The 21,602-nt window shown below is 67.5% G+C and carries 20 protein-coding genes; 11 read left to right on the plus strand and 9 right to left on the minus strand.

Features of this window, described 5'->3' with window-relative positions; all coding sequences use genetic code 11:
* Positions 1-8: 8 nt before the first annotated feature.
* Both U0025_RS14120 and U0025_RS14125 read right to left on the minus strand, forming a co-directional pair.
* Positions 9-1,421 (minus strand): sensor histidine kinase, encoded by a 1,413-nt coding sequence (locus U0025_RS14120; protein WP_004208050.1) that lies wholly within the window; start codon positions 1,419-1,421, stop codon positions 9-11.
* Complete coding sequence (locus U0025_RS14125) at positions 1,411-2,064, minus strand: response regulator (protein ID WP_004208051.1); 654 nt, start codon at positions 2,062-2,064, stop codon at positions 1,411-1,413. The genes U0025_RS14120 and U0025_RS14125 overlap by 11 nt, the downstream gene beginning before the upstream one ends.
* Positions 2,065-2,170: 106 nt before the next feature.
* Between U0025_RS14125 and U0025_RS14130 the strand changes: the two genes are divergently transcribed.
* From U0025_RS14130 to U0025_RS14145, 4 genes are read left to right on the plus strand one after another with little or no spacing between them, the layout of a single operon-like run.
* Positions 2,171-3,244, plus strand: a complete 1,074-nt coding sequence (locus U0025_RS14130; RefSeq protein ID WP_004208052.1) for an ABC transporter substrate-binding protein — start codon at positions 2,171-2,173, stop codon at positions 3,242-3,244.
* Between the two features lie 2 nt (positions 3,245-3,246).
* Complete coding sequence (locus U0025_RS14135) at positions 3,247-4,737, plus strand: OprO/OprP family phosphate-selective porin (RefSeq protein WP_004208054.1); 1,491 nt, start codon at positions 3,247-3,249, stop codon at positions 4,735-4,737.
* Positions 4,738-4,771: 34 nt separating this feature from the next.
* Positions 4,772-6,073, plus strand: coding sequence for a CitMHS family transporter (locus U0025_RS14140; RefSeq protein WP_004208055.1), 1,302 nt, complete (start codon positions 4,772-4,774; stop codon positions 6,071-6,073).
* Positions 6,074-6,077: 4 nt separating this feature from the next.
* A complete protein-coding gene (locus tag U0025_RS14145; protein ID WP_004208056.1) occupies positions 6,078-7,121 on the plus strand; it encodes an AbrB family transcriptional regulator in 1,044 nt (347 codons plus the stop codon).
* A 91-nt stretch (positions 7,122-7,212) separates the two neighbouring features.
* Here the strand turns inward: U0025_RS14145 and U0025_RS14150 are convergent, their stop codons facing one another.
* Together U0025_RS14150 and U0025_RS14155 are read right to left on the minus strand one after the other, a co-directional pair.
* On the minus strand, positions 7,213-7,866 hold the full coding sequence (locus U0025_RS14150; RefSeq protein WP_004208057.1) for a TerC family protein: 654 nt from the start codon (positions 7,864-7,866) through the stop codon (positions 7,213-7,215).
* A 117-nt stretch (positions 7,867-7,983) separates the two neighbouring features.
* Complete coding sequence (locus U0025_RS14155) at positions 7,984-8,634, minus strand: DedA family protein (protein WP_004208058.1); 651 nt, start codon at positions 8,632-8,634, stop codon at positions 7,984-7,986.
* 201 nt (positions 8,635-8,835) lie between these two features.
* Between U0025_RS14155 and U0025_RS14160 the strand changes: the two genes are divergently transcribed.
* Entirely contained in the window at positions 8,836-9,882 is a 1,047-nt protein-coding gene (locus U0025_RS14160; RefSeq protein WP_004208059.1) for an NADP(H)-dependent aldo-keto reductase, read from the plus strand.
* A gap of 18 nt (positions 9,883-9,900) precedes the next feature.
* Here the strand turns inward: U0025_RS14160 and U0025_RS14165 are convergent, their stop codons facing one another.
* Both U0025_RS14165 and U0025_RS14170 read right to left on the minus strand, forming a co-directional pair.
* Positions 9,901-11,241: a sensor histidine kinase gene (locus U0025_RS14165; RefSeq protein ID WP_004208060.1), complete on the minus strand. Its 1,341-nt coding sequence runs from the start codon at positions 11,239-11,241 to the stop codon at positions 9,901-9,903.
* Positions 11,231-12,640, minus strand: a complete 1,410-nt coding sequence (locus U0025_RS14170) for a sigma-54-dependent transcriptional regulator (RefSeq protein ID WP_174320745.1) — start codon at positions 12,638-12,640, stop codon at positions 11,231-11,233. The genes U0025_RS14165 and U0025_RS14170 overlap by 11 nt, the downstream gene beginning before the upstream one ends.
* Positions 12,641-12,823: 183 nt before the next feature.
* Between U0025_RS14170 and U0025_RS14175 the strand changes: the two genes are divergently transcribed.
* Genes U0025_RS14175 through U0025_RS14190 form a run of 4 tightly spaced genes read left to right on the plus strand, consistent with a single transcriptional unit; the run spans position 12,824 to position 17,626 of the window.
* Positions 12,824-13,024 (plus strand): hypothetical protein, encoded by a 201-nt coding sequence (locus U0025_RS14175; protein WP_004208062.1) that lies wholly within the window; start codon positions 12,824-12,826, stop codon positions 13,022-13,024.
* Positions 13,025-13,076: 52 nt separating this feature from the next.
* Positions 13,077-14,393, plus strand: coding sequence for an efflux RND transporter periplasmic adaptor subunit (locus tag U0025_RS14180; RefSeq protein ID WP_004208063.1), 1,317 nt, complete (start codon positions 13,077-13,079; stop codon positions 14,391-14,393).
* A gap of 11 nt (positions 14,394-14,404) precedes the next feature.
* The gene (locus U0025_RS14185) at positions 14,405-15,097 is read left to right on the plus strand and encodes an ABC transporter ATP-binding protein (RefSeq protein ID WP_004208064.1); all 693 of its coding nucleotides are present in this window, start codon (positions 14,405-14,407) and stop codon (positions 15,095-15,097) included.
* A gap of 24 nt (positions 15,098-15,121) precedes the next feature.
* Entirely contained in the window at positions 15,122-17,626 is a 2,505-nt protein-coding gene (locus U0025_RS14190) for an FtsX-like permease family protein (protein WP_004208065.1), read from the plus strand.
* 63 nt (positions 17,627-17,689) lie between these two features.
* Here the strand turns inward: U0025_RS14190 and U0025_RS14195 are convergent, their stop codons facing one another.
* Both U0025_RS14195 and U0025_RS14200 read right to left on the minus strand, forming a co-directional pair.
* Complete coding sequence (locus U0025_RS14195; RefSeq protein WP_004208066.1) at positions 17,690-18,133, minus strand: pseudoazurin; 444 nt, start codon at positions 18,131-18,133, stop codon at positions 17,690-17,692.
* Between the two features lie 88 nt (positions 18,134-18,221).
* A complete protein-coding gene (locus tag U0025_RS14200; protein WP_004208067.1) occupies positions 18,222-18,764 on the minus strand; it encodes a rhodanese-like domain-containing protein in 543 nt (180 codons plus the stop codon).
* An 84-nt stretch (positions 18,765-18,848) separates the two neighbouring features.
* On the opposite strand from U0025_RS14200, the gene U0025_RS14205 reads away from it, so the two are divergent.
* A complete protein-coding gene (locus tag U0025_RS14205) occupies positions 18,849-19,685 on the plus strand; it encodes a quinoprotein dehydrogenase-associated SoxYZ-like carrier (RefSeq protein ID WP_004208068.1) in 837 nt (278 codons plus the stop codon).
* A complete protein-coding gene (locus U0025_RS14210) occupies positions 19,682-20,635 on the plus strand; it encodes a quinoprotein relay system zinc metallohydrolase 1 (protein ID WP_004208069.1) in 954 nt (317 codons plus the stop codon). The genes U0025_RS14205 and U0025_RS14210 overlap by 4 nt, the downstream gene beginning before the upstream one ends.
* A gap of 16 nt (positions 20,636-20,651) precedes the next feature.
* Here U0025_RS14210 and U0025_RS14215 read toward each other — a convergent pair whose 3' ends face one another.
* Complete coding sequence (locus U0025_RS14215) at positions 20,652-21,587, minus strand: lactate/malate family dehydrogenase (RefSeq protein WP_004208070.1); 936 nt, start codon at positions 21,585-21,587, stop codon at positions 20,652-20,654.
* Positions 21,588-21,602: the final 15 nt, after the last annotated feature.

Raw genomic sequence — 21,602 nt, forward strand, 5'->3', positions numbered from 1 at the left:
GACGCGCGCTAAGCCCCGCCATCCTCCCCCCGTCGCGGAAAGCGCACCCGGATATGCGTGCCCGCGCCACCCTCGACAATCTCCACCTGCGCGCCCATGCGCGACGCGGCAGACTGGACGATGGCAAGGCCCAGCCCCGTCCCCTCCGGCGCGCTGGCGCCGCCCACGCGGAAGAAGCGCTCGAACACCTTGTCGCGATGCTCCACCGCAATGCCGGGACCGTCGTCGCTGACCGTCATCAGGGTCGCGTCCTCGCCCTGCGCCAGCGCGATCGTCACCGTGCCGCCGGGCCGGTTATAGCGGATGCCATTGTCGACCAGATTGGCCAATATCTCGAACACCAGCGTGCGATGCGCCTCGACGCGATAGCTTTCCGCGTCCGACGCCTCCAGATTGAGTTCGACCTGCGCCTGGATCGCTTGGTTGATCAGCCGGTTGACCACCACCGCGCTCACTTCCTTCAGGTCCACCGTCTCCAGCGGCGGCGATGCCCCGGCTTCCTCGGCCCGCGCCAGCGCCAGCAACTGCGTCACCAGCCGCTCCAGCCGCTGCGCCGCATCGGCAATCTCGTCGAACGCCTCGCGCGATCCCCGGCGCGCCAGTTCTATCTGCACCTTCAGCACCGAAATCGGCGTGCGCATCTGGTGCGAGGCATCGGCGGTGAAACGACGGACGCCCCCCGTCGCCTGGTCCAGCTGGCGCAGCAGCCGGTTGAATGCCCGCGCCAATGGCCGCAATTCGCTCGGCAGCGGCCCCGCATCCAGCGCCGAGAAATCGGGCCGCGCGCCGCCATCGCGCACCTCGACCGCGCGCCGCAGCCGCAGCAACGGCCGCAGGCTCCAGCCCAGCGCCGGCCGCAGCAGCAGGATCGCGACCCCCACCAGCGTCAGTTCGCCGATCAGCAGCGCGATCATCAGCCGGTGCATCAGCGCCCGCCGGTTATCCAGCGTCTCGGCCACCTGCACGATCACCGGGTCGGCGATCCGCGGCAGGCTGCGCTTCACCTCGCCGATGCGGATGTCCTGCCCGCGATACCGGGCAAAGCGGAACCGCGGCTGGTCGACCGGCATGGTCCGCGGATCGGGCGCGGGCAGATCGGCATAGCCGGTCAGCAACGTGCCGCCCACCGCGATCCGGTAATAGACATTGTCCCGCTCGCTATTCTCCAGCATGCCGAAGGCGGCGGGCGGCAGGTCCAGCGTCACCTCGCCCCGTTCCACCTGCACGGTTTCGGCGATCGCGCCCAGCGCGCCGCCCAGCACCCGGTCGTTGGTCCGGCGGACCACGTCGGAAATCAGCGTCGCGCCGCCCACGCCGATGATCGCCGCCGCGCCCAGCATCGGTCCCAGCATCGCCGCCAGCAGGCGGGTGCGCAGGGCAATGGCCCGCCCCTCGCCCGATGGCCGTCCCTCATTGGGCATCGAGCATATAGCCCACGCCGCGCACCGTGCGGATGCCCGGCCCGTCGGGCGCCAGCTTGCCGCGCAGCCGGGTCACATGCACCTCGATCGCATTGCTGCCGACCGGCTCGTCAAAGCCGAACACCTCGCCGATCAGCAATTCGCGCGGCACCACCTGCCCGGCCCTGGTCGCCAGCGACTCGAGCACCGCCAGTTCGCGGCGGCGCAGGTCCAGCGCCCGTCCGGCGACATCGGCGGCCCCGGTCGATCGATTGATGGTCAGCGGCCCGACCGTGATTTCCGGGGTCGGATCGCCGCCCCGCCGCCGCCCCAGCGCCCGCACCCGCGCCTCCAGTTCCTGCGGCTCGAACGGCTTGCGCAGATAATCGTCGGCGCCCAGGTCCAGCCCCCGCACCCGGTCGTCCAGCGCATCGCGCGCGGTCAGCATCAGCACCGGCACTTTCTCGCCGCGCCGGCGCAATTCCGCCAAGACGGTGAAGCCGTCGATATCGGGCAGGCCCACGTCCAGTATCACCAGCGCATAGGGTTCCCCGCCCACCACCGCCAGCGCATCCTCGCCGGTCGCGACATGGTCCACCGCATGGCCGCCCGCCCGCAGCAGGGCTGCAATGCTGCGCGCCAGTGCGGCGTCATCCTCGATCATCAAAATCCGAATAGGGCACCCGATGCTGAAAGGTTGATGACAGCTTGGCTTCGTAACTGCCTCTCCCAATCCGACAGAAGAACGGAACATGTGAGGAGCAGGGTCGATGCGAAGGGTTATTCAGATAGTGGCGGCGCTGGCAAGCCTGTCCGTCACCAGCGCGACAGCGGTAGCGCAAAGGCCAACCGGCTATCCGCGTTCCTATGACGATCTGATCGGCGATGCCCGTGCCGAACGGCAGGTCATCGTCTATGCCAATGCCGACACGTCGGAAATGGCACCGGTCATCCTGGCGTTCCAGCGCCGCTATCCCGGCGTCACCGTCAGCTATTCCGACCTCGGGTCGAACGAGATGTTCCGCCGCTTCTCGAGCGAGGCGCGCAGCGGCCGGATGTCGGCCGACCTGGTCTGGTCGTCGGCGATGGACCAGCAGGTCAAGCTCATCAACGACGGCTTTGCCCAGGCCTATGCCAGCCCGGAAAAGCCCGCCCTGCCCGCCAATGCGGTGTGGAAGAATATGGGCTTTGGCGTCACCGCAGAGCCGATCGCCTATGTCTACAACAAGAAGGCGATTGCCAATCCGCCGCGCAGCCATGCCGCGCTGGAGGCGATGCTGCGCAAGGATCGCAAGGCACTGATCGGCAAGGTCGCGACCTTCGATCCTGCCCGCTCGAACACCGGCTATCTCTATCTGACCCAGGATTATGCCATCACCCGCGACACCGGCTCGCTGGTCGAGGCGATGGCGGCGACCCGGCCGCAACTGCACATCACCACCGAACCGATGCTGCGCGGCGTGGCCGAAGGCAAATTCTCGATCGCCTATAATGTGATCGGCTCCTACGCGCAGGAACGCGCCCGCCGCGACCCGCGCATCGGCGTCGTCTTTCCCGAAGATTATACCATCGTGATGTCGCGCATCGCCTTCATCGCGCGCGAGGCGCGGCATCCCGCCGCGGCCAAGCTGTTCCTCGACTTCCTCCTCTCGCGCGAAGGGCAATCGCTGCTCGCGCAACATAGCCTCTGGCCGGTGCGGACCGACATCAACGGCCGCCGCCTGCCCGCTGCCCAGGCCCGCCCGATCCGCGTCGGCCCGCAGCTTCTCGTCAATCTCGACCGCCTCACGCGCCAGCGCTTCCTGCGCGAATGGCAGGCGGCCCTTATTTCCGGAGCCCGATAAGCATGACCCATATGATGTTGCGCGGCGGTTGCGCCGCGCTGGCGCTGATCGCCGCCACGCCCGCGCTTGCCCAGACGCCCAGCGCCGATGACCTGGCCGCACTGGTGAAGGCCCAGGCGGCCGAGATCGCCGCGCTCAAGGCCCGGCTCGACAAGATCGAGGGTCAGCAGGCCGCCGTCCAGGCGACCACGCCGCATGCCGCTTCGCAGACCGCACCGCAAATGGCCCAGCAGGATGCGGCCCAGCCGCTGGTCATCACCCCCTTCGCGCCACAGATCGTGCCGCCCGGCCCGGCCGATCTCGACGTGGCACAGGCCCGTGCGGTCGCTGCCAATCCGGCCGGCGTGACAACCGAATGGGGGGCAGGCCTGCCCGTCTTCCGATCGGCCGACGGCGTCTTCACCTACAAGCCGCGCGGCCGCATCCTGGTCGACGTCAGTTCGACCATGGGGTCGAAATATGGCGGCCGCAACACGACGACGACCGGCATGCGCGCGCTGCGCCTGGGCCTGGAAGGCGGCGTCGGCCCGCATTTCTTCTACCAGTTCGAAAGCGATTTTTCGGAGAATGAGGTCGACATCGTCACCGCCTTCCTGGGCTATCGCAACAAGATCAGCAGCAAGGTCGATTATGACGTGCGCGCGGGGCACCTGTTCAACGACCGCGCCTTCGAAGGCAGCACCGGTTCGGACTCCACCCCCTTCCTGGAACGGGGCGTGGTGTCGACCGCCATCATCCCGCAACGCGGCTTCTACGGCATCGGCATCATGGGCCGCATGTTCGGCCCCAACTGGCATGCCTCGCTCAGCGTGACCGGTGACCGCGTCGATGGCGAACAGGCGACCAATGACAGCCGTACCTTCAGCGGCCGTGCGCACTGGAACCCGATCAGGACCGATCGCTCGCTGCTCCATGTCGGCGGCTGGTTCTTCGACGAGGCCCTGTCCTCCGCCGCGACCACGCTCACCCGCAGCACCGTCATCGGCGGCCGCTTCAACGGCGCGGTCCGCGTCACCACCGGCGAACTGCTCGGCGGCCGCTCGACCACCGGCTATGGCGCGGAACTGGGCGGCTATGTCGGCGGCCTGTGGGTGATGGGTGAGGCCGGTCGCCGCATCGCGCGCCTCGACGGCGGACGCCCCAGCTTCGAAAGCAAGGCCTGGAGCCTGTCGAGCGGCCTGTTCCTGACAGGCGAACTGCCGCCCTACAACCCGCGCCTCGGCAGCTTCGGCCAGCCCAATGTGCTCGATCCCGTGCTGGACGGCGGCCTCGGCGCGATCGAGCTGACCGCCCGCTACGAAAATCTCGATTATACCGACCTGGTGCTGGGCGGCGACGGCTGGGCCGCGACGCTGGGCGTCAACTGGTATCTCAACAGCTTCACCCGGATCCAGCTCAACGGCATCCAGTGGCACACCAACAACCGCGCCGGCACCTACACGGGCGGCGATGACGGCCAGACCGTCAGCGCCCGTGTCGGCGTGACCTTCTGATCCTCCTTCCTCCAGCCCCCTCAAGGACGCAGCGATGAATCTTGCCCTGCTCGGCTTCCTGATGGTCGCCACCTTCATGACGCTGATCATGACCAAGCGGATGACGCCGCTGGTCGCGCTGATCGTCATCCCCTCGCTGTTCGGCGTGATCGCCGGTCAGGCCGCCGGCCTTGGCGACATGATGATCGACGGCATCAAGAATCTGGCGCCGACCGGCGTCATGCTGCTGTTCGCCATCCTCTTCTTCTCGACCATGACCGACACCGGCCTGTTCGACCCGCTGGTCGCCCGGCTGGTGAAGATCGTGCATGGCGATCCGCTGCTGATCCTCCTGGGCACGGTGGTGCTCTGCTCGATCGTCAGCCTCGACGGCGACGGGTCGACCACCTACATCATCACCATCGCTGCGCTGCTTCCCCTCTACAAAAGGTTCGACATGAACCGGCTCTATCTCGTCTGCCTGCTGATGGTGACGAGCGGGATCATGAACCTGACCCCGTGGGGCGGGCCGACCGCCCGCGCCGCGAGCGCGCTGAAGCTGGACCCGGCCACCCTGTTCCTGCCGCTCATCCCCGGCATGATCGCCGGCCTCGCCTTCCTGCTCGGCCTCGCCTTCTGGTTCGGCATCAAGGAACGCCGGCGCCTCGGCAAGGTGCAGGCGCGCCAGTCGGTCGCCCCGTCGGACCTGGGCGTCTCGCAATATCCCGAAGCGCGCCGGCCGCATTTGCGCTGGTTCAACGGCCTGCTGGTGGTGGCGCTGCTCGTCCTGCTGGTCTGGGGCGTGCTGCCGCTCTCGGTGCTGATGATGATCGCCTTCGCCATCGCCATGATCGTCAACTATCCCGGCGTCGCCCAGCAGAAGGAACGGATCGCCGCCCATGCCGGCAATGTCCTGTCGGTCGTGTCGCTGATCTTCGCCGCCGGCATCTTCACCGGCATCCTCGGCGGCACCGGCATGGTGGAGGCGATGAGCAAGGAAGTCGTCGGCGTCATCCCGCCCGCGCTCGGCCCCTATATGGCGCCGATCACCGCCCTGCTCTCCATGCCCTTCACCTTCTTCATCTCCAACGACGCCTTCTATTTCGGCATGCTGCCGATCCTTGCCGAAGCCGGCGCCCATTATGGCGTCGAACCGATGGCAATCGCCCGCGCCTCGCTGATGGGCCAGCCGGTCCATCTGCTCAGCCCGCTGGTCCCCTCCACCTATCTGCTGGTCAGCCTGGCGGGCGTGGACCTGGCCGATCATCAGCGCTTCACCCTGTTGCCCGCCGCCGCGGTCGGCATCGTCATGACCCTGGTCGGCATGATCGCCCTGGCCTTCCCCTTTGTCGCCTAGGGGTGTGGACACGCTTCTCCGCTTCCTGGCGGCGCTTGCCGTCGGGGCGGCCGGCGGCGCGCTTTTCTGGTCGATTCATGCGCCACTGCCCTGGGTGCTCGGATCGATGGCGGCCTGCGCGGTCGCCAGCGTCGCCGGTTTGCCGATTCAGGCTTCCGCCGCCACCCGCCGCCCGATGGCGGCGGTGATCGGCGTGGTGCTGGGCAGCAGCTTTGGCCCGCATTTGTTGCCGCAGGCGCGCGACTGGATCATCCCGCTCGCCGCCCTGCCCTTCTTCCTCGCCACCGCGGCGCTGCTGTGCGTCACCTATTTCCGCAAGGTCGCGAAGTTCGATCCGGTCACCGCCTATTTCGCCGGCATGCCCGGCGGCATTGCAGAGATGGTGGTGATGGGGGCGGAGCGCGGCGCTGACGAACGCGCCATCGGCCTGATCCATGGCGCGCGCATCTTCCTCGTCGTCTTCATCCTGCCCTTCCTGATCCGGCTCGATCATGCGCCGGTCGCGACCAGCGCCGTGACACCCGTGACCGGCGATGTCGCCAGCTGGCCACTGCTCTTCTGGGGGCTGGGCTGCGCGCTTCTGGGCCTGCTGATCGGCCGGCTGCTGCGCCTGCCGGCCTGGCATCTGGTCGGGCCGCTGGCGGTCAGCGCCGCCGTGCATATGAGCGGCCTCGCCGATTTCCGCATTCCTGGCTGGGCGCTGGCCGCGGCACAGGTCGGCCTTGGCGCCACCATGGGCTGCCGCTTCGTCGGCCTGACGCTGAAGGAATTGCTGCGCATATTGGCGCTGGCGGCGGGGTCGACGGCGATCCTGCTGGCCGTCACCTTTGCCTGGGCGGCGGGGATCGGCACGCTTGCCGGGGTCGATCCGGTGCTGCTGACGCTCGCTTATTCGCCGGGCGGTCTCGCCGAAATGAGCATGGTCGCGCTCAGCCTGGCGCTGGAGCCGGGCGTCGTCGTCATCCACCATCTGACCCGCGTCATCCTGGTGCTGATCGGCGCGCCGCTCGGCTTTGCCTCCATGGGAAGGAAGAGCGGGGCCGACTGATCGGCCCCGCCTTCTTATTTGGAAATGCACCTCTGGCGCATCCGGTGCCGCATCGAAAATGCGCTCTCCCGCGCATTTTCCAAACCAGCTCTCAGAACAAGGTGATGAGGCCCGTGGCCGGGTCGATCGCCCCTTCATAGATCATCTTGCCGGCGACATAGAGGATCACGATCAGGCCGAAATAGGCGACCGCGCGATAGCGTTCGATCACGCGGGCCAGCAGGTTCGCCGCCACGCCCATCAGCGCCACCGACAGGACCAAGCCGATCACCAGGATGCCGGGATGCTCCCGCGCCGCGCCGGCCACCGCCAGCACATTATCCAGGCTCATGCTGACATCGGCAATCGCGACCGCCCAGGCCGCCTGGGCAAAGCCCTTGGGCGCCGCCTTGCCGGCCATATGCTCGGCATCTTCCGGTTCGCCATGTGCGCGCAGCTCGCGCCACATCTTCCAGCCGACCCAGACCAGCAGCAGGCCGCCGGCAAAGACCAGGCCGACAAGCTGCATCAGCTGCGTGACCAGCAGGGCAAAGGCGATGCGCAGCACCAGCGCGGCGATCACGCCGATCGCGATCACCTTGCGCCGCGACGCCGGCGGCAGGCCGGCCGCCAGCGCGCCGACGACGATCGCATTGTCCGCCGCCAGCATGATGTCGATCAGCACGACCTGGCCAAAGGCGGCCAGCGCGGATGGAGAGCCGAGATTGGAAAAATCGGCGACTATGTGAGTCCAGATGTCGTTCATAAATCCTCTCGCCGTCCCGCAAGGCAACGACGTGAAGAACATCACCGCCGCAGCGAACAGCCTATTGGGTGTGAATTGGGCCGCCGCCGATTAGCGAAGCAGCCTGTCATCAACCTTTCAGCCGCGCTGTGCGGACATGGTGCGATGCCGCTGGCGCGGCTTGTTGAAGAAACGGATCGCCAGCCATCCCAGCAGCAGCGGCACCAGGCACAGGCCCAGCGCCATCATGGCGAAATGCTCCGCCTCGAAATCGAAATGGGTCAACCGGCCGCCGGCCAGATAGCCGGGCAGCAGCAGCGCCGGCACCCACAACAGGGCGGACAGGATATTGGCGATCTGAAACGGGCCATGCGGCATCTTCACCACGCCCGCGACCACCGGCACGGTCGAACGGACCGGCCCCAGGAAGCGGCCAAGCAGCACCGAGATGAAGCCATAGCGGCGAAAGAAGAGCCGCGCCCGCGCAAAGGCCAGCCGATGCCCGCGCAGCCAGCGATGGCGATAGATGGCCGGCCCGACCGACCGCCCCAGCGTATAGGATACCCAGTCGCCCAGGATCGCGCCGAACACGGCGCAGGCGAACACCGGCGCCGGATCGACCAGCCCCGCCCCGATCAGCCCGCCGACCGCGATCATCGTGGCGATCGCCGGCACGAACAGCCCGATCACCACCAGCGATTCGAAAAAGGCCAGCACGCCGATGATCGGCCCGCTCCACCAGCCATAGCGGGTAATCATGTCCAGGATGAGATCAGACAGGTCAGACATGCTCGATCAACGCACCAACAGGGAAGGAGTCGCAACCTAGGGCGATCCGATGAGCCTTTGGTTAACCGATGGACGAGTTGTTTCCTGTCTGCGGCCGGACGGATGCTGTCAATGATAGTTTCTCAACCGATCCCGCCATGGCTTTGCATTTCCCGACAAACGGCTAGAAACCAGTCGCTTGCCACGAAAGGGCCATGACATATGGAATATCGCACGCTCGGTCGCACCGACCTCTGGGTCAGCCTGATCTGCCTTGGCACCATGACCTGGGGATCGCAGAACAGCGAAGCCGAAGCGCACGCCCAGCTCGACTATGCGGTCGGCCAGGGCGTCAATTTCATCGACACCGCCGAAATGTTTCCGGTCACCCCGGTCAGCCGCGAGACCCAGGGCCTGACCGAAGCCTATATCGGCAGCTGGATCGCCGGGCGAAAGAAGCGCGACGACATCATCCTGGCGACCAAGGTGGCCGGCCCCGCGCGCGATCCCTCGCGCGGCATCCGCACCGCGGACCGGCTCGATCGCCGGAACATCGAACAGGCAATCGACCACAGCCTGCGCCGGTTGCAGACCGACTATATCGATCTGTATCAGGTCCACTGGCCCGACCGGCCGGTCCCCTCCTTCGGCGTGCGCGGCCTGTCCGCCCTGGCCGACCGGCCCGACACCGTGCCGATCGAGGAAACGCTCGATGCCCTTGCCGATCTGGTGAAGGCGGGCAAGATCCGCCATGTCGGCGTGTCGAACGAAACGCCCTGGGGCGTCAGCGAATATCTGCGCCTGGCGCGGGACCAGGGCCTGCCCCGCATCGCGTCGATCCAGAACGCCTATAATCTGCTCAACCGCGTGTTCGAAATCGGCCTGTCCGAATTTGCCCTGCGTGAAGATGTCGGCCTGCTCGCCTATTCGCCGCTCGCCGGCGGCAATCTGACCGGCAAATATCTGGGCGGGGTGATCGCGCCCGGCACCCGCCGCGACGTCGCGCGCCAGTTCGTCCGCTACGACCTGCCCGGCCAGGCCCCGGCCGCTGCCCGCTATGTCGCGATCGCCCATGCCCATGGCCTTGATCCCGCGCAGCTCGCGCTCGCCTATGTCAACAGCCGCCCGTTCGTCACTGCGACGATCATCGGCGCGACCTCGCTGGACCAGCTCAGGGCCGACATCGACAGCGTCAACCTGACGCTCAGCGCCGACGCCATCGCCGCGATCGAGGCGGTCCATCGCGACCTGCCCGATCCCTGCCCCTGATCGGGGCCGGCCGCCGCGCTACAACGTCAGCCGGAACAGCGCGCCGCCCGACGGCGCGCTGTCGATCTCGATCGTGCCGTCATGCGCCAGCAGCACCTGCCGACCAAGGCTCAGGCCAATGCCGCTGCCGGTCTTCTTGGTGGTGAAGAAGGGCAGGAAGATGTCGTGGCGCAGCGCCTCGGGCACGCCGGGGCCATTGTCCGCCACCTCGATCCGGGTGCGCCCGGCGCTGATCGCGGCGATGCTCAGCGACACTTCGGGCCGGTCGCGATGGCATTCGGCCGCATCCGCCGCATTGCGCAGCAGGTTGATGACCACCTGCGCCAACAGGTCGGGATCGGCATCGATGCGATGGTCGGCCGGGCTGACCCGCACCTCCAGATGCACGCTCGCGCGATCGGCATCGGCCGCGAACAGCTTGGCCAGTTCATCGGCAAAGGGCCGCGCCGCGAACAGGCGGCGATCGACCAGCGGCGGGCGCGTGATGGTGCGATAGGTTTCGACGAAATGCATCACCCCGTCGGCGCGCCGGGCCAGCGTATCGACGGCGGCACGGGCATCGGCGATCAGCGGGTCGCCGCCATCGTCCGCCTGCGCCATCAGGTCCGACGCGGTGCGGGCGAGCGATGTCACCGGCGTCATCGAATTCATGATCTCGTGCGTCAGCACGCGGATAAGGTCGCTCTGCGCCGCCACCTCGACCGCATTCAGGGCCTGCTGGATCACCTGCACCGCAATCACCCGCGTCGCCCCGCCCAGCCGGGTCAGGCTGGCGCAGCGGATCAGCACGCGCTGCGGCCCGATATCGGTCTCGATCAACATGGTCTGGCTGCGCCCCGGCTCCAGCGCGGTCAGCGTCGCGGCGAAATGGCCGCCATAGGGGGCATAATCGTCCGGCCGCACCCCGGCATGGCGGTTGAACAGCTTGCGCGCCGCCTTGTTCACCGGTTCGATCCGGCCATCGGGCGCGATCGTCAGCAGCGCGGCGGGCGCATCATCGGCCAGCGCTTCATAGAAGCGCGACGCCTCCTGCAAGCGCACCCGATCGTCGCGCAGCTTGCGGATGCCGCGATCGAGCGCCGCGCCCAGCTGGTCGAAGCCGCTGTCCGATCCCGGCCGGGCAAAGCGCGCCTGCAAGTCGCCGAACTCGATCGCCTCGACAAAGCGGGCCAGCTCGAAATTGGCGCGGCGCACATGATGCCATAGCGCCATCGCGCTGACCGCCGCGCCGATCGCGCACAGGATGCGCACGGCGCCCAGGTCCGGCGTCATCAGCGCCCAGGCGAGCGCCGCCAGGCACGCCATCGCCATGACCAGCCGCAGCGCCAGGCCGATCGAGAAGCGCCGATCAAAGCCCATGTTTTTCCATGCGGCGATAGAGGGAGGCGCGGGTCAGGCCCAGTTCGGCGGCGGCGCTGGAGATATTATAGCCATGCTTCATCAGCGCGGTCTCGACCAGCCGCCGCTCGACCCGCTCCAGATTCATGTCGTCGGGCGGTGGCGGCGCCTCCACCACGGCGGCGCGGTCGATCCGGACCGGCTCGGGACTGCCATGGCTGCGCAGCGGGATATCCTCGATGCCAAAGGGGGCGTCCCCGGCCAGGATCACCGCGCGCTCGATCGCATGGCGCAGCGCGCGGACATTGCCGGGCCAGTCATAGGCGACCAGCGCCGCCATCAGTTCGGGCGCGATCGGATGGACCGGCTGCGCATATTTGCGGGCATAGAGCGCATGATAATGGGCGACCAGCGCGGGAATATCCTCGCGCCGCTCGCGCAGCGGCGGCAGCACTATCTCGACCGTATTGAGCCGGAACAGCAGATCCTGGCGGAACCGCCCCTCGTCCGCGATCTGCCCGGCGCTCAGGTTGGTGGCGGCGATCACCCTGATGTCCACCGCCACCGGCTTGTTGGCGCCCACCGGCGTCACCTTGCGCTGCTCCAGCGCGGTCAGCAGCTTGGGCTGCAGGTGCAGCGGCAGATTGCCGATCTCGTCCAGGAACAGGGTGCCGCCATCGGCCGCCTGCAACCGGCCGATCCGGTCGGCCCGTGCATCGGTGAAGGCGCCCTTCACATGCCCGAACAATTCGGAATCGATCACGCTTTCGGCCACCGCGCCCAGGTCGACCGGCAGCATGATCCGCTCGGCCCGGCGCGATCGGCGATGCAGTTCGCGCGCGACCAATTCCTTGCCCGTGCCATTCTCGCCCAGGATCAGCACATTGGCGTCGGTCGGCGCGGCACGGTCGATCAGTTGCTGCACCCGCGCCATCGCCGGTGATGTGCCGAGCAGCGGCGTCTCCCCCGCCGGCGCCGCCGCGATCATCGCCACCTTGTCCTTCTGCGCCACCGCCTTGCGCGACGCGCGCAGCGCTGCGGCCGTGCGCACCGTCGCCAGCAACCGCTCGTTCGACCAGGGCTTGGTCACGAAATCGGTCGCACCGCGCTTCATCGCCTCGATCGCGACCTGCACCCCGGCATGGGCGGTAATCATCACGATCACCGCCTGCGGATCGCGCGCCAGGAAACGGCCCAGCCATTCGAACCCTTCCGCCGCATTGGTCGCCCCGCGCGAGAAATTGGCGTCGAGCAGGAACGCTTCGGGGGTCAGGCCGGCGGTCGCGGCAAAGGCGGATTCGGGGTCGCGAAAGGTCAGCACTTCGCCAAAGATCGCGCGCAGCAACAGGCGCGCGGCCAGCAATATGTCGTCATCATCATCGATGACGACGCACAGCTCGAATGGCTTCTCCTGTGTCATCCGCCCCTCTGTCATCCGTTCGCTCCCGTACAGCGCCTGTCCGGAACCGTGCAATCAATATCCGTGCCAGACCCGTCACGGCCCCGATCCGTCCCGCACATGCCCGCAAAAAGGCAACTGGCACGCCGCTTGCGAAGCATCGGGCAAAGGGCGTGCGCGCCCATGTCCAGATGGAGACTGACAATGTATCGCCGGCCCGGCTCCTCGCTGTCAAAACCGCTTTCGATCCTGCTCGGCATCGCCGCCACCCTGCTGGTGATGGCCGCGCCGCAGGCCGCTTCCCGGCCGTTCGGCTGCGAAGCGCCGCGCCAGATGGCGGCCGAGGCCGGGCATCTCCGCTGTCCCGCCCGCGCCGGCACCGGCTGCAAGCCCTTCCTCGCCTGATGTTCGGTATCGGACAAGCAATGTTCGGAATCGGACAGTGGAGCGGCCGCGCATGAGCGTCGTCAGCATGCCGAGCGAAACGCCGCGGGCTGCCGCGCCCACCAGTGGCGGCGCGATGGACCGGGTGGTGGCGCGCAAGGCCCTGCCGCTGCGCGCGAAGATCGCGCTGGGTGCTGCCGGCGCGATCGCGCTGATCGGCACCGCCTGGTATTATATGCCCAGCAGCAACAGCCAGACCCTGCCGGCCGACCGCATCGTCGTCTCCACCGTCAGCCAGGGCCGGTTCGACGATTTCCTGCCGCTGCGCGCCCGCGTCACCCCGCTCATCACCGTCTATCTCGACGCGATCGAGGGCGGCCGGGTCGAGGAGGTGCTGGTCGAGGATGGCGCCACCGTCCAGAAGGGCCAGCTGCTCGCCCGCCTGTCCAACGCGGAACTGCAACTGTCGGTCCTCGCCCGCCAGACCGAAGTGACGCAGCAGCTCAATTCGATGCGCAGCCAGGAACTGGCGCTGTCGCAGAACCGGCTCACCAACAACCGCGCCATGCTGGAGGCCGATCTCGACCTCAAGAAGGCGCAGCGCCAATATGAGCGGGAAGCGCCGCTGGCCGCGCGCGGCTTCGTCGCCGGCCGGACCTTTGCCGACACGCGCGACGATCTCAGCTATCAGCGCGATCGCCGGGCCGTCCTCGCCCGCACCCAGCAGACCGACGAGCGGCTCCAGACCAGCCAGCTCGCCCAGTTGCGCGCTTCGGCCGAAACCCTCCAGTCCAGCCTCGGTGTCGCCCGCGCCAGCCTGGAGGCGCTCAACCTGCGCGCGCCGGTCGCCGGCACCGTTTCCGCCTTCTCGATCCAGGTCGGCCAGTCGATGGCGCGCGGCGAGCGACTGGGCCAGATCGACAGCCCCGGGCGCAACAAGCTGGTTGCCGGGATCGACGAATTCTACCTGCCCCGCGTCCAGCTCGGCCAGACCGCGACGGTCGACTGGAACGGCAAGAGCTACCGGATGAAGGTCGCGAAAATCTATCCGACCGTGCGCAACGGCCAGTTCGAGATCGACCTGCAATTCCTCGACGGCGAACCGCCCCAGATCCAGCGCGGCCAGACGCTCCAGGCCAAGCTGACGCTGGGCGATCCGGTGCGCGCGCGGCTCATCCCCAATGGCAGCTTCTACAATGACACCGGCGGTGCCTGGGTGTTCGTGGTGACACCCGACGGCGGCGAGGCGGTGAAGCGCGCCGTGCGCCTGGGCCGGCGCAACGCCGACTATATCGAGATCCTCGACGGGCTGGAGCCCGGCGAGCAGGTGCTCACATCCCCCTATACCGGGTTTGCCGACAAGGATCGGCTGGTCCTCGAAAAGAAGTGAAAGGCAAAGACATGACCCAAGCGTTGCTCAGCCTGCGTGAACTCAGCCGCGTCTATCGCACCGACATGGTCGAAACCACCGCGCTCGACGCGATCGACCTCGACATCTTCCAGGGCGAATTTGTCGCGATCATGGGCCCGTCGGGCTGCGGCAAGTCGACCCTGCTGAACATGATCGGCATGCTCGACAGCCCGTCGAGCGGCTCCTACCGCTTTGGCGACACCGAGATTGCCGGCCTGCCCGAACCCAGGCTGGCGGGCATCCGCAAGACGCATCTGGGCTTCATCTTCCAGAGCTTCAATCTGATCGACGAACTGAGCGTGGCCGAGAACATCGAACTCGCCCTGCTCTATCACGCCATGCCCGCGGCCGAGCGCAAGGCGAAGGTCGAGGCGGTGATGGACCGGGTCGGCATCGCCCATCGCGCCCGCCACCGCCCCAGCCAGCTGTCGGGCGGCCAGCAGCAGCGCGTCGCCGTCGCCCGCGCGCTGGTGTCCGAACCGCGCCTGATCCTGGCCGACGAACCGACCGGCAATCTCGACACCAGCCATGGCGAGGAAGTGATGAAGATGCTCCAGACGCTCAACGCCGAAGGATCGACCATCGTCATGGTCACCCACTCGCCCGCCCATGCCGATTATGCCAGCCGCGTCGTCCACATGCTGGACGGCCGCATCCTGCAGGAACGGCGCCGCGCCGCCTGATAGCCCAAGACGGAGAGACTTCCCATGTGGCGCAATTATCTGACGGTCGGCCTGCGGTCACTGCTCAAGAGCCGCACCTATGCGGCGATCAACATATTGGGGCTGGCGACCGGCATGGCGGCCTGCCTCATCATCCTGCTGTTCGTCCGCAATGAACTGACCTTCGACGCCTGGATGCCGCAGGCGGACCGGACCTTCCAGTTCCAGACCTATTATACCGATCCGCATGGCGGCCGCGAAAACAACCTGCAGATGGCGCCCTATGTCGCGCAGGCGGCGCTGCGGAAGGATTTCCCGCAGATCGCGGCGGCCGTCCATCTGCTGTCGGCCGGGCCGGTCGTGCTGCGCAACGGCGTCGCGACCGAAGTGGACGATATGAAATTCGTCGACGGCCCGGTGTTCGACGTGCTCGACCTGCCGCTGGTGAAGGGCGATCCGCGCACCGCACTGGCCAAGCCCGGCGACATGGTGCTGACCGACAGCGAGGCGAAGCGCCGCTTCGGCAGCGAAGACCCGATGGGCCAGACGCTGACGCTCATCTCGCGCGGCATCTCGACCGACTATCGCGTCAATGGCGTGCTCAAGGATCTGCCCAAGGCCTCGCACCTCAAGCTCACCATGCTCGCCCGCTATGATCCGCCCAGCTACTGGGCGCAGACACCCGATTTCCTCAGCCAATATGGCTGGCAGTCGGGCTGGATCTATGCCCGGCTGAAGCCCGGCGCCGACGTCAAGGCGATCAATGCGCAGCTGCCGCAATGGGAAAAGCGCAACATCCCCGACCAGTTTTTCGGCGGCCGCCGCTTCAACCAGGGCGACGACATGAACTTCGCCCTGGTCAATGTCCGCGACGTCCATCTTGGCCGCGCCCAGAACGGGTCGATGACGCCGGGCAATGATCGCGGCTCGATCATCACCTTCGCCATCGTCGCCCTGCTGATCCTGGGCATGGCCTGCGTCAATTTCGTCAACCTCGCCACCGCCCGCGCCAGCCAGCGCGCGCGGGAGGTTGCGCTGCGCAAGGTGCTGGGCGCCAATCGCCGCCAGCTTGTGCTGCAATTCATCGGCGAATCCATCCTGGTCTCGGCGGTGGCGATGCTGGTCGCGCTGGCGCTGACCGAATTGCTGCTGCCGCTGGTCAGCCGCTTCCTCGACGCGGATCTCAGCCTCCATTATTTCGGCAGCGGCGGCCTCATCCTGCCGATCATCGGCCTGGTGCTGCTGGTCGGCGTGGCCGGCGGCGCCTATCCCGCCTTCTACCTGTCCCGCTTCCAGCCCGCCCGCGTGCTCAAGGCCAACAAGTCGGCGGCCGATGCGGAAGGATCGGGCCGGCTGCGCAGCGCACTGGTCGTTGCCCAGTTCGCCGTGTCGATCGGCCTCATCATCTGCACCGCGGTGGTCTATGCCCAGACCCTCTATGCCCGCAATTCCGATCCCGGCTACAAGCGCGAGGGGCTGATCCAGATTTCGGGCATCAGCCGCCGCCAGCTCGACCCGGTGCTCGACACGATGGTGCGGGAAATCGAGAAGGTCGACGGCGTCACCTCGGTCGGCCGCACCAATATCGGCATCAGCACCACCAACAACACCAATAGCGGCATCCTCGTGCCCGGCCGTGAAGAGCCGATCAGCATGGGCATCTATCAGGTCGACACGAAATTCTTCGACACGATGGGCATCAAGCTGCTCGCCGGGCGGAGCTTCGACATCAACCGGCCGATCGACGACATCACCCGTCCCTTCCCGGAGGTTCCGGAGGCCGAGCGGGCCTTTGCCGCGCGCGGCGCCAATACCGTGGTCAACGAACTGGCGGTCAAGCGCTTGGGCTTTGCCTCACCGCAGGACGCGATCGGCAAGCAGGTGCGTGGCGGCCTGGTGCGCGACGAATTTGGCGGCAGCGTGCCCATCACCATCATCGGCGTCGTCCAGGATTCGCGCTTCCGCTCGATCCGCGATCCGATGGACCCGATCTTCTTCCTCTTCGATCGCGACAATCATAACGAAATGCTGATCCGCTATCATGGCAATCCGGCGACGATGCTGGCGCGGATCGAAAGCGTGTGGAAGCGGCTCGCTCCCGAAGTGCCCTTCACTGCCCGCTTCAGCGACGACATCGTGCGCGAAGTCTATCATGCCGAGGAAGCACGGGCCCAGGCCTTCGCCGCCTTCGCCCTGCTGGCGGTGATCGTCGGCTGCCTTGGCCTGTTCGGCCTGTCCGCCTTCACCGCGCAGCGCCGGACCAAGGAAATCGGCATCCGCAAGGTGCTGGGCGCCAGCACGGGGAAGATCGTGCAACTGCTGGTCTGGCAGTTCACCCGCCCGGTGCTGATCGCCAACCTCATCGCCTGGCCGATCGCCTGGTGGCTGATGCGCGACTGGCTCAACGGCTTCGACGCCCGGATCGCGCTGACGCCCCTGCCCTTCCTGCTGGCAGGCGGGCTGGCGCTGCTGATCGCGATCCTCACGATTGGCGCGCACAGCTTCCGCGTCGCGCGCACCAACCCGATCCACGCGCTGCGCTACGAATGACAGAAAACAGGCCGGCCATCCTGGCGGATGACCGGCCTGCCTGCTTGCGGGATTGGACCGCGCTTATTTCACCTGGGACAGCGCCGCATTCATCCGCTTGGCGGCGAAGGGCGGCAGCTTGGCCGCCTTGGCCGCCGTCACATCGGCCGCCGTCGGCTTGCCCACCTGCACCAGCGCGACCATGCCCATCGAATAATGGGGCATGCATTTGATGCCATACAGGCCTGGCTTGCTGACGGTCAGCACCGCCTCCTTGTTCATCGCCCCCTTCATCGGGGTCGCGCCGGCCGGCAACATGGTGGAGATGGTCTCGGCATTATGGCTGGGATCGGTCGGCTGGAAATGGATCACGTCGCCCGGCGCCGCCTTCACGAAGGACGGTTCGAACACCATCGCGCCATCGGCGCCCTTGTTCTTCATATGGACGGTGATGTCCTTGGCCGCGGCCGGCATCGCACTGGCCATGGCCAGGCCGCCGATGATCGCCAGCGCCGAACGATGAAGCATTTACTCTCTCCCGAAAATCAATGGTTTGAACTACCCCGTTAGCGTGCAACATGCCCAAAAACGGGGGCCAGACAATTGACCTTTGGTCCTATCGGCGCGCGGGTTGGACGGGCTCCAGGTCGCGGCCCAGATCGCGCCAGCCGTCCGTCCCCTCGGCCAGCCACCAGATATTGCGATAGCCCATCGCCCGCAGCCGTCGCGCCGCATTCCAGCCCATCCAGCAATCCGCGCGGCAGAAGGTGACGATCATCCGGTCGCGCTTCCCCCCGGTCAGCCGCGCAACCCCGCGCGCGAACCAGTCGGCAATATCCGGCATCGGCGCGCCCCGCCCGCTTTCGGGAAACCAGTGGGCGCCGGGGATGCTCTCATGCAGCTGCGCCAGTTGCCAGCGTCCGTCCGCCGCGCGATGGCCGCCCTCGGCCGGCAGCACATCGATCAGGATCATGTCGATATCCGGCCGCAGCCCGGCGATCGCGGCCGGCGCGATCCTGCCCACCCCCTCGGGCGGGCGATGCACCGGCCCACGATAATGGGCAATGCGATAGCCCTCCGCATCGAACAGCCCCGCCTCCTGCGCCAGCGCCACGCCCGGCATCAGCAGCAGCGCCATCAGCCCGATCCTCGCCCGCATCCCCATCCCTCCCAGGCCGCACGACCCAAGGTGCAATGGTAGCCGGTTTTTCCCGGCGCTAGGCATGGACTTTGGGAGAAGAGGATGAACAGGCGCAAGACCCTGACAGCCATGGCCATGTCCTGCCTGCTGGCGATCGGCGGCACAGCGCCTGCCCGCGCGCCCTATCCCGCCGATCCGCTGCACTCGCCCATGTGGACCGCCCATGCGCAGACCATCTTCGGTGACGATCCGGTCCGCTTCGATCCGCGCGTGAAGGTCAGCTATCCCGAAATCGCGGAAAACCAGCGCAGCTTCCCGGTCGCGCTCGACGCCCGCGGCCTCGGTCCGGACCTCGGCCCCGTCAGGCGCATGCTGATCCTCGCCGATCTCAATCCCATCCCGATCGCCATCGACTATCGGCCCGACGGCGCCGAACCTTATGTCGCCACCCGCATCAAGCTCGACCAGCGCACCCCGGTGCGCGGCGCGGTGCAACTGGCCGACGGCCAATGGCTGGTCAGCGGCGGCTGGGTCGATGCGGCGGGCGGCGGCTGCTCGGCCCCGCCGGTCAGCCGAGTGAAGGGCGACTGGGCCCAGCATCTGGGCGAAATGCGGGGCGAAGCCTGGCCGATGGCCGATGGCGCCAGCCGGCTGCGCGTCACCTTCCGCCATCCCATGGACACCGGCTTCGTCGCCAATATCCCGACCTATCATATCGAACAGATGCGCGTGACCGGCCCTGACGGCCAGCTGTTCGGTCAGATGGAGATATGGGCCGCCGTCGCCGAAGACCCCGCCATCACCCTGATGCCCCGCGCCCATCCCGGCGACACGCTCTCCATCGACGCGCGCGACACCAATGGCCGCGCCTATCTCGCCAAGGTGACCGTCGCCCGCCAGTCGCCCCTGCCCACCACCACCGGCGCGACCGGCCGATGATGCTCAACCGCCGACAGGCGCTGGCCGGCATGACCGGCGCCCTCCCGCTGCTGACCGGGGCCGCAACCGATGACTATCACATCGATCCGCAGCCGATCGCCGATGGCCTGTGGATGATCCATGGCGCCGATGAACCGATGCTCTTCGCCAATGGCGGCGCAATCGCCAATATTACGATCATCGCCACCCCGGCCGGCACGCTGCTGGTCGATGCCGGCCCGTCGATCCGCTATGGCCACATGCTCAGGAAAGTGGCGGAAACGCTGACCGGTCAGCCGGTCATACGGGTCTATGTCACCCATCTCCATCCCGACCATGGCATGGGCATCGCCGCCTTCGATCCCGCCATCGTCGCCGCCCTGCCCGGCACCATCGCCGACATGGAGCGGGACGGACGCGGCTTTTCCGATGCGCTCTATCGCCTGCTGGGCGACTGGATGCGCGGCACCGACCTCGCCCTGCCGGGCCGGCGGATCGACCAGCCGGCGGAGGATTTCGGCGGCCGCCGCCTGCAATTGCTGCCGCTCGCCGGCCACAGCAATGCCGATCTCGCCTTGTTGGACGAACGCACCGGCACGCTGATCGCGGGCGACCTGCTCTTCCTCGACCGCGCGCCCAGCACCCCGACCGCAAACCTTGGCCGCTGGCGCGAAAGCCTGGATGCGCTTGCCAAATTGCCGCACAAGGCGGCGATCCCCGGCCATGGCCCGTTCGATCCCGCCGGCACCCGCGCCATCGCCCAGACCCGCGACTGGCTCGACTGGCTCGATGCGACACTGCGAACCGCCGTGCAGTCCGGCCTCGACATGGTGGAGGCCGGCACCCTCCCCATCCCCGACCGCTTCGCCATCATGGCCGCCACCCGCTACGAACTGCAACGCAGCGTCGCTCACCTCTATCCCGCCCTGGAGGCGGAACTTCTGCCCAGGGTGGATCTGCCGGAGGGATGATATCGCCGGCGATTTTTCAATGGGATTCCAGCCCGTCCATGATGCCCTGCAACACCGCTGCCGACGCCTGCAGCGCCGCCCGTTCCTCCGCGTCCAGGTCCGGCGCCAGCACCCGGCTCACCCCCAGCGCCCCGATCACGCAGGGCAGGCTCAGATAGACGCCCGCCACGCCGCATTCGCCATGGGCCAGGGTCGACACCGGCAGCACCACCTGCTCGTCGCGCCGCACCGCCTCGCACAGCCGCACGATCGCCGTCGCCACGCCATAGCTTGTATGGCCCTTGCCATAGTTGATCGCATAGCCCGCCCGCATCGTCGCATGCGCCAGTTCGGCCCGGTCCAGCACCGCGCCACCGCGAAACTGGTCCAGCGTCACCCCGCCGATCCGCACGCCCGAAAAGACCGCCACCTCGCTGTCGCCATGCTCGCCCAGCACCTGCCCCTCGACCGACACCGGCGCCACCCCCAGCCGGTCGGCCAGCCGCCGGCGAAAGCGCGCACTGTTGAGCAGCGTCCCGGTGCCGATCACCTGTCCCACCGGCAGCCCCGACGCGCGCTGCGCCACCTGCGCCATCGCATCGACCGGGTTGGACGCGACGATCATCACCCCGGCAAAGCCTGCTTCCACCACCCGCCGCGCACAGTCCGCCACGATGGCGGCGCTGCGTCCGGCGACCGACAGCCGGCTTTCCTCGCCATGGGTGGTCGCCCCCGCCGTGATGACCACGATCGCCGCGTCGCCCGCATCCCGATAGTCGCCGCGCAGGACATGGGCCGGCCGCGCCAGCGCATTGGCGTCGGCAATGTCCAGCGCCTCGGCCTGCGCGCGCGGCCCGTCCGCGTCGATCAGCAATATCTGCGTGAACAGCCCGCGCAGCATCATCGCATAGGCGGCCGTGGCACCGACATGGCCGGTCCCGATGATCGCAACCTTGTCGAACCGTACCGCCATGCCTTGTCGCCTTTC

The sequence above is a fragment of the Sphingobium yanoikuyae genome, assembly GCF_034424525.1.
GTDB lineage: Bacteria > Pseudomonadota > Alphaproteobacteria > Sphingomonadales > Sphingomonadaceae > Sphingobium > Sphingobium yanoikuyae.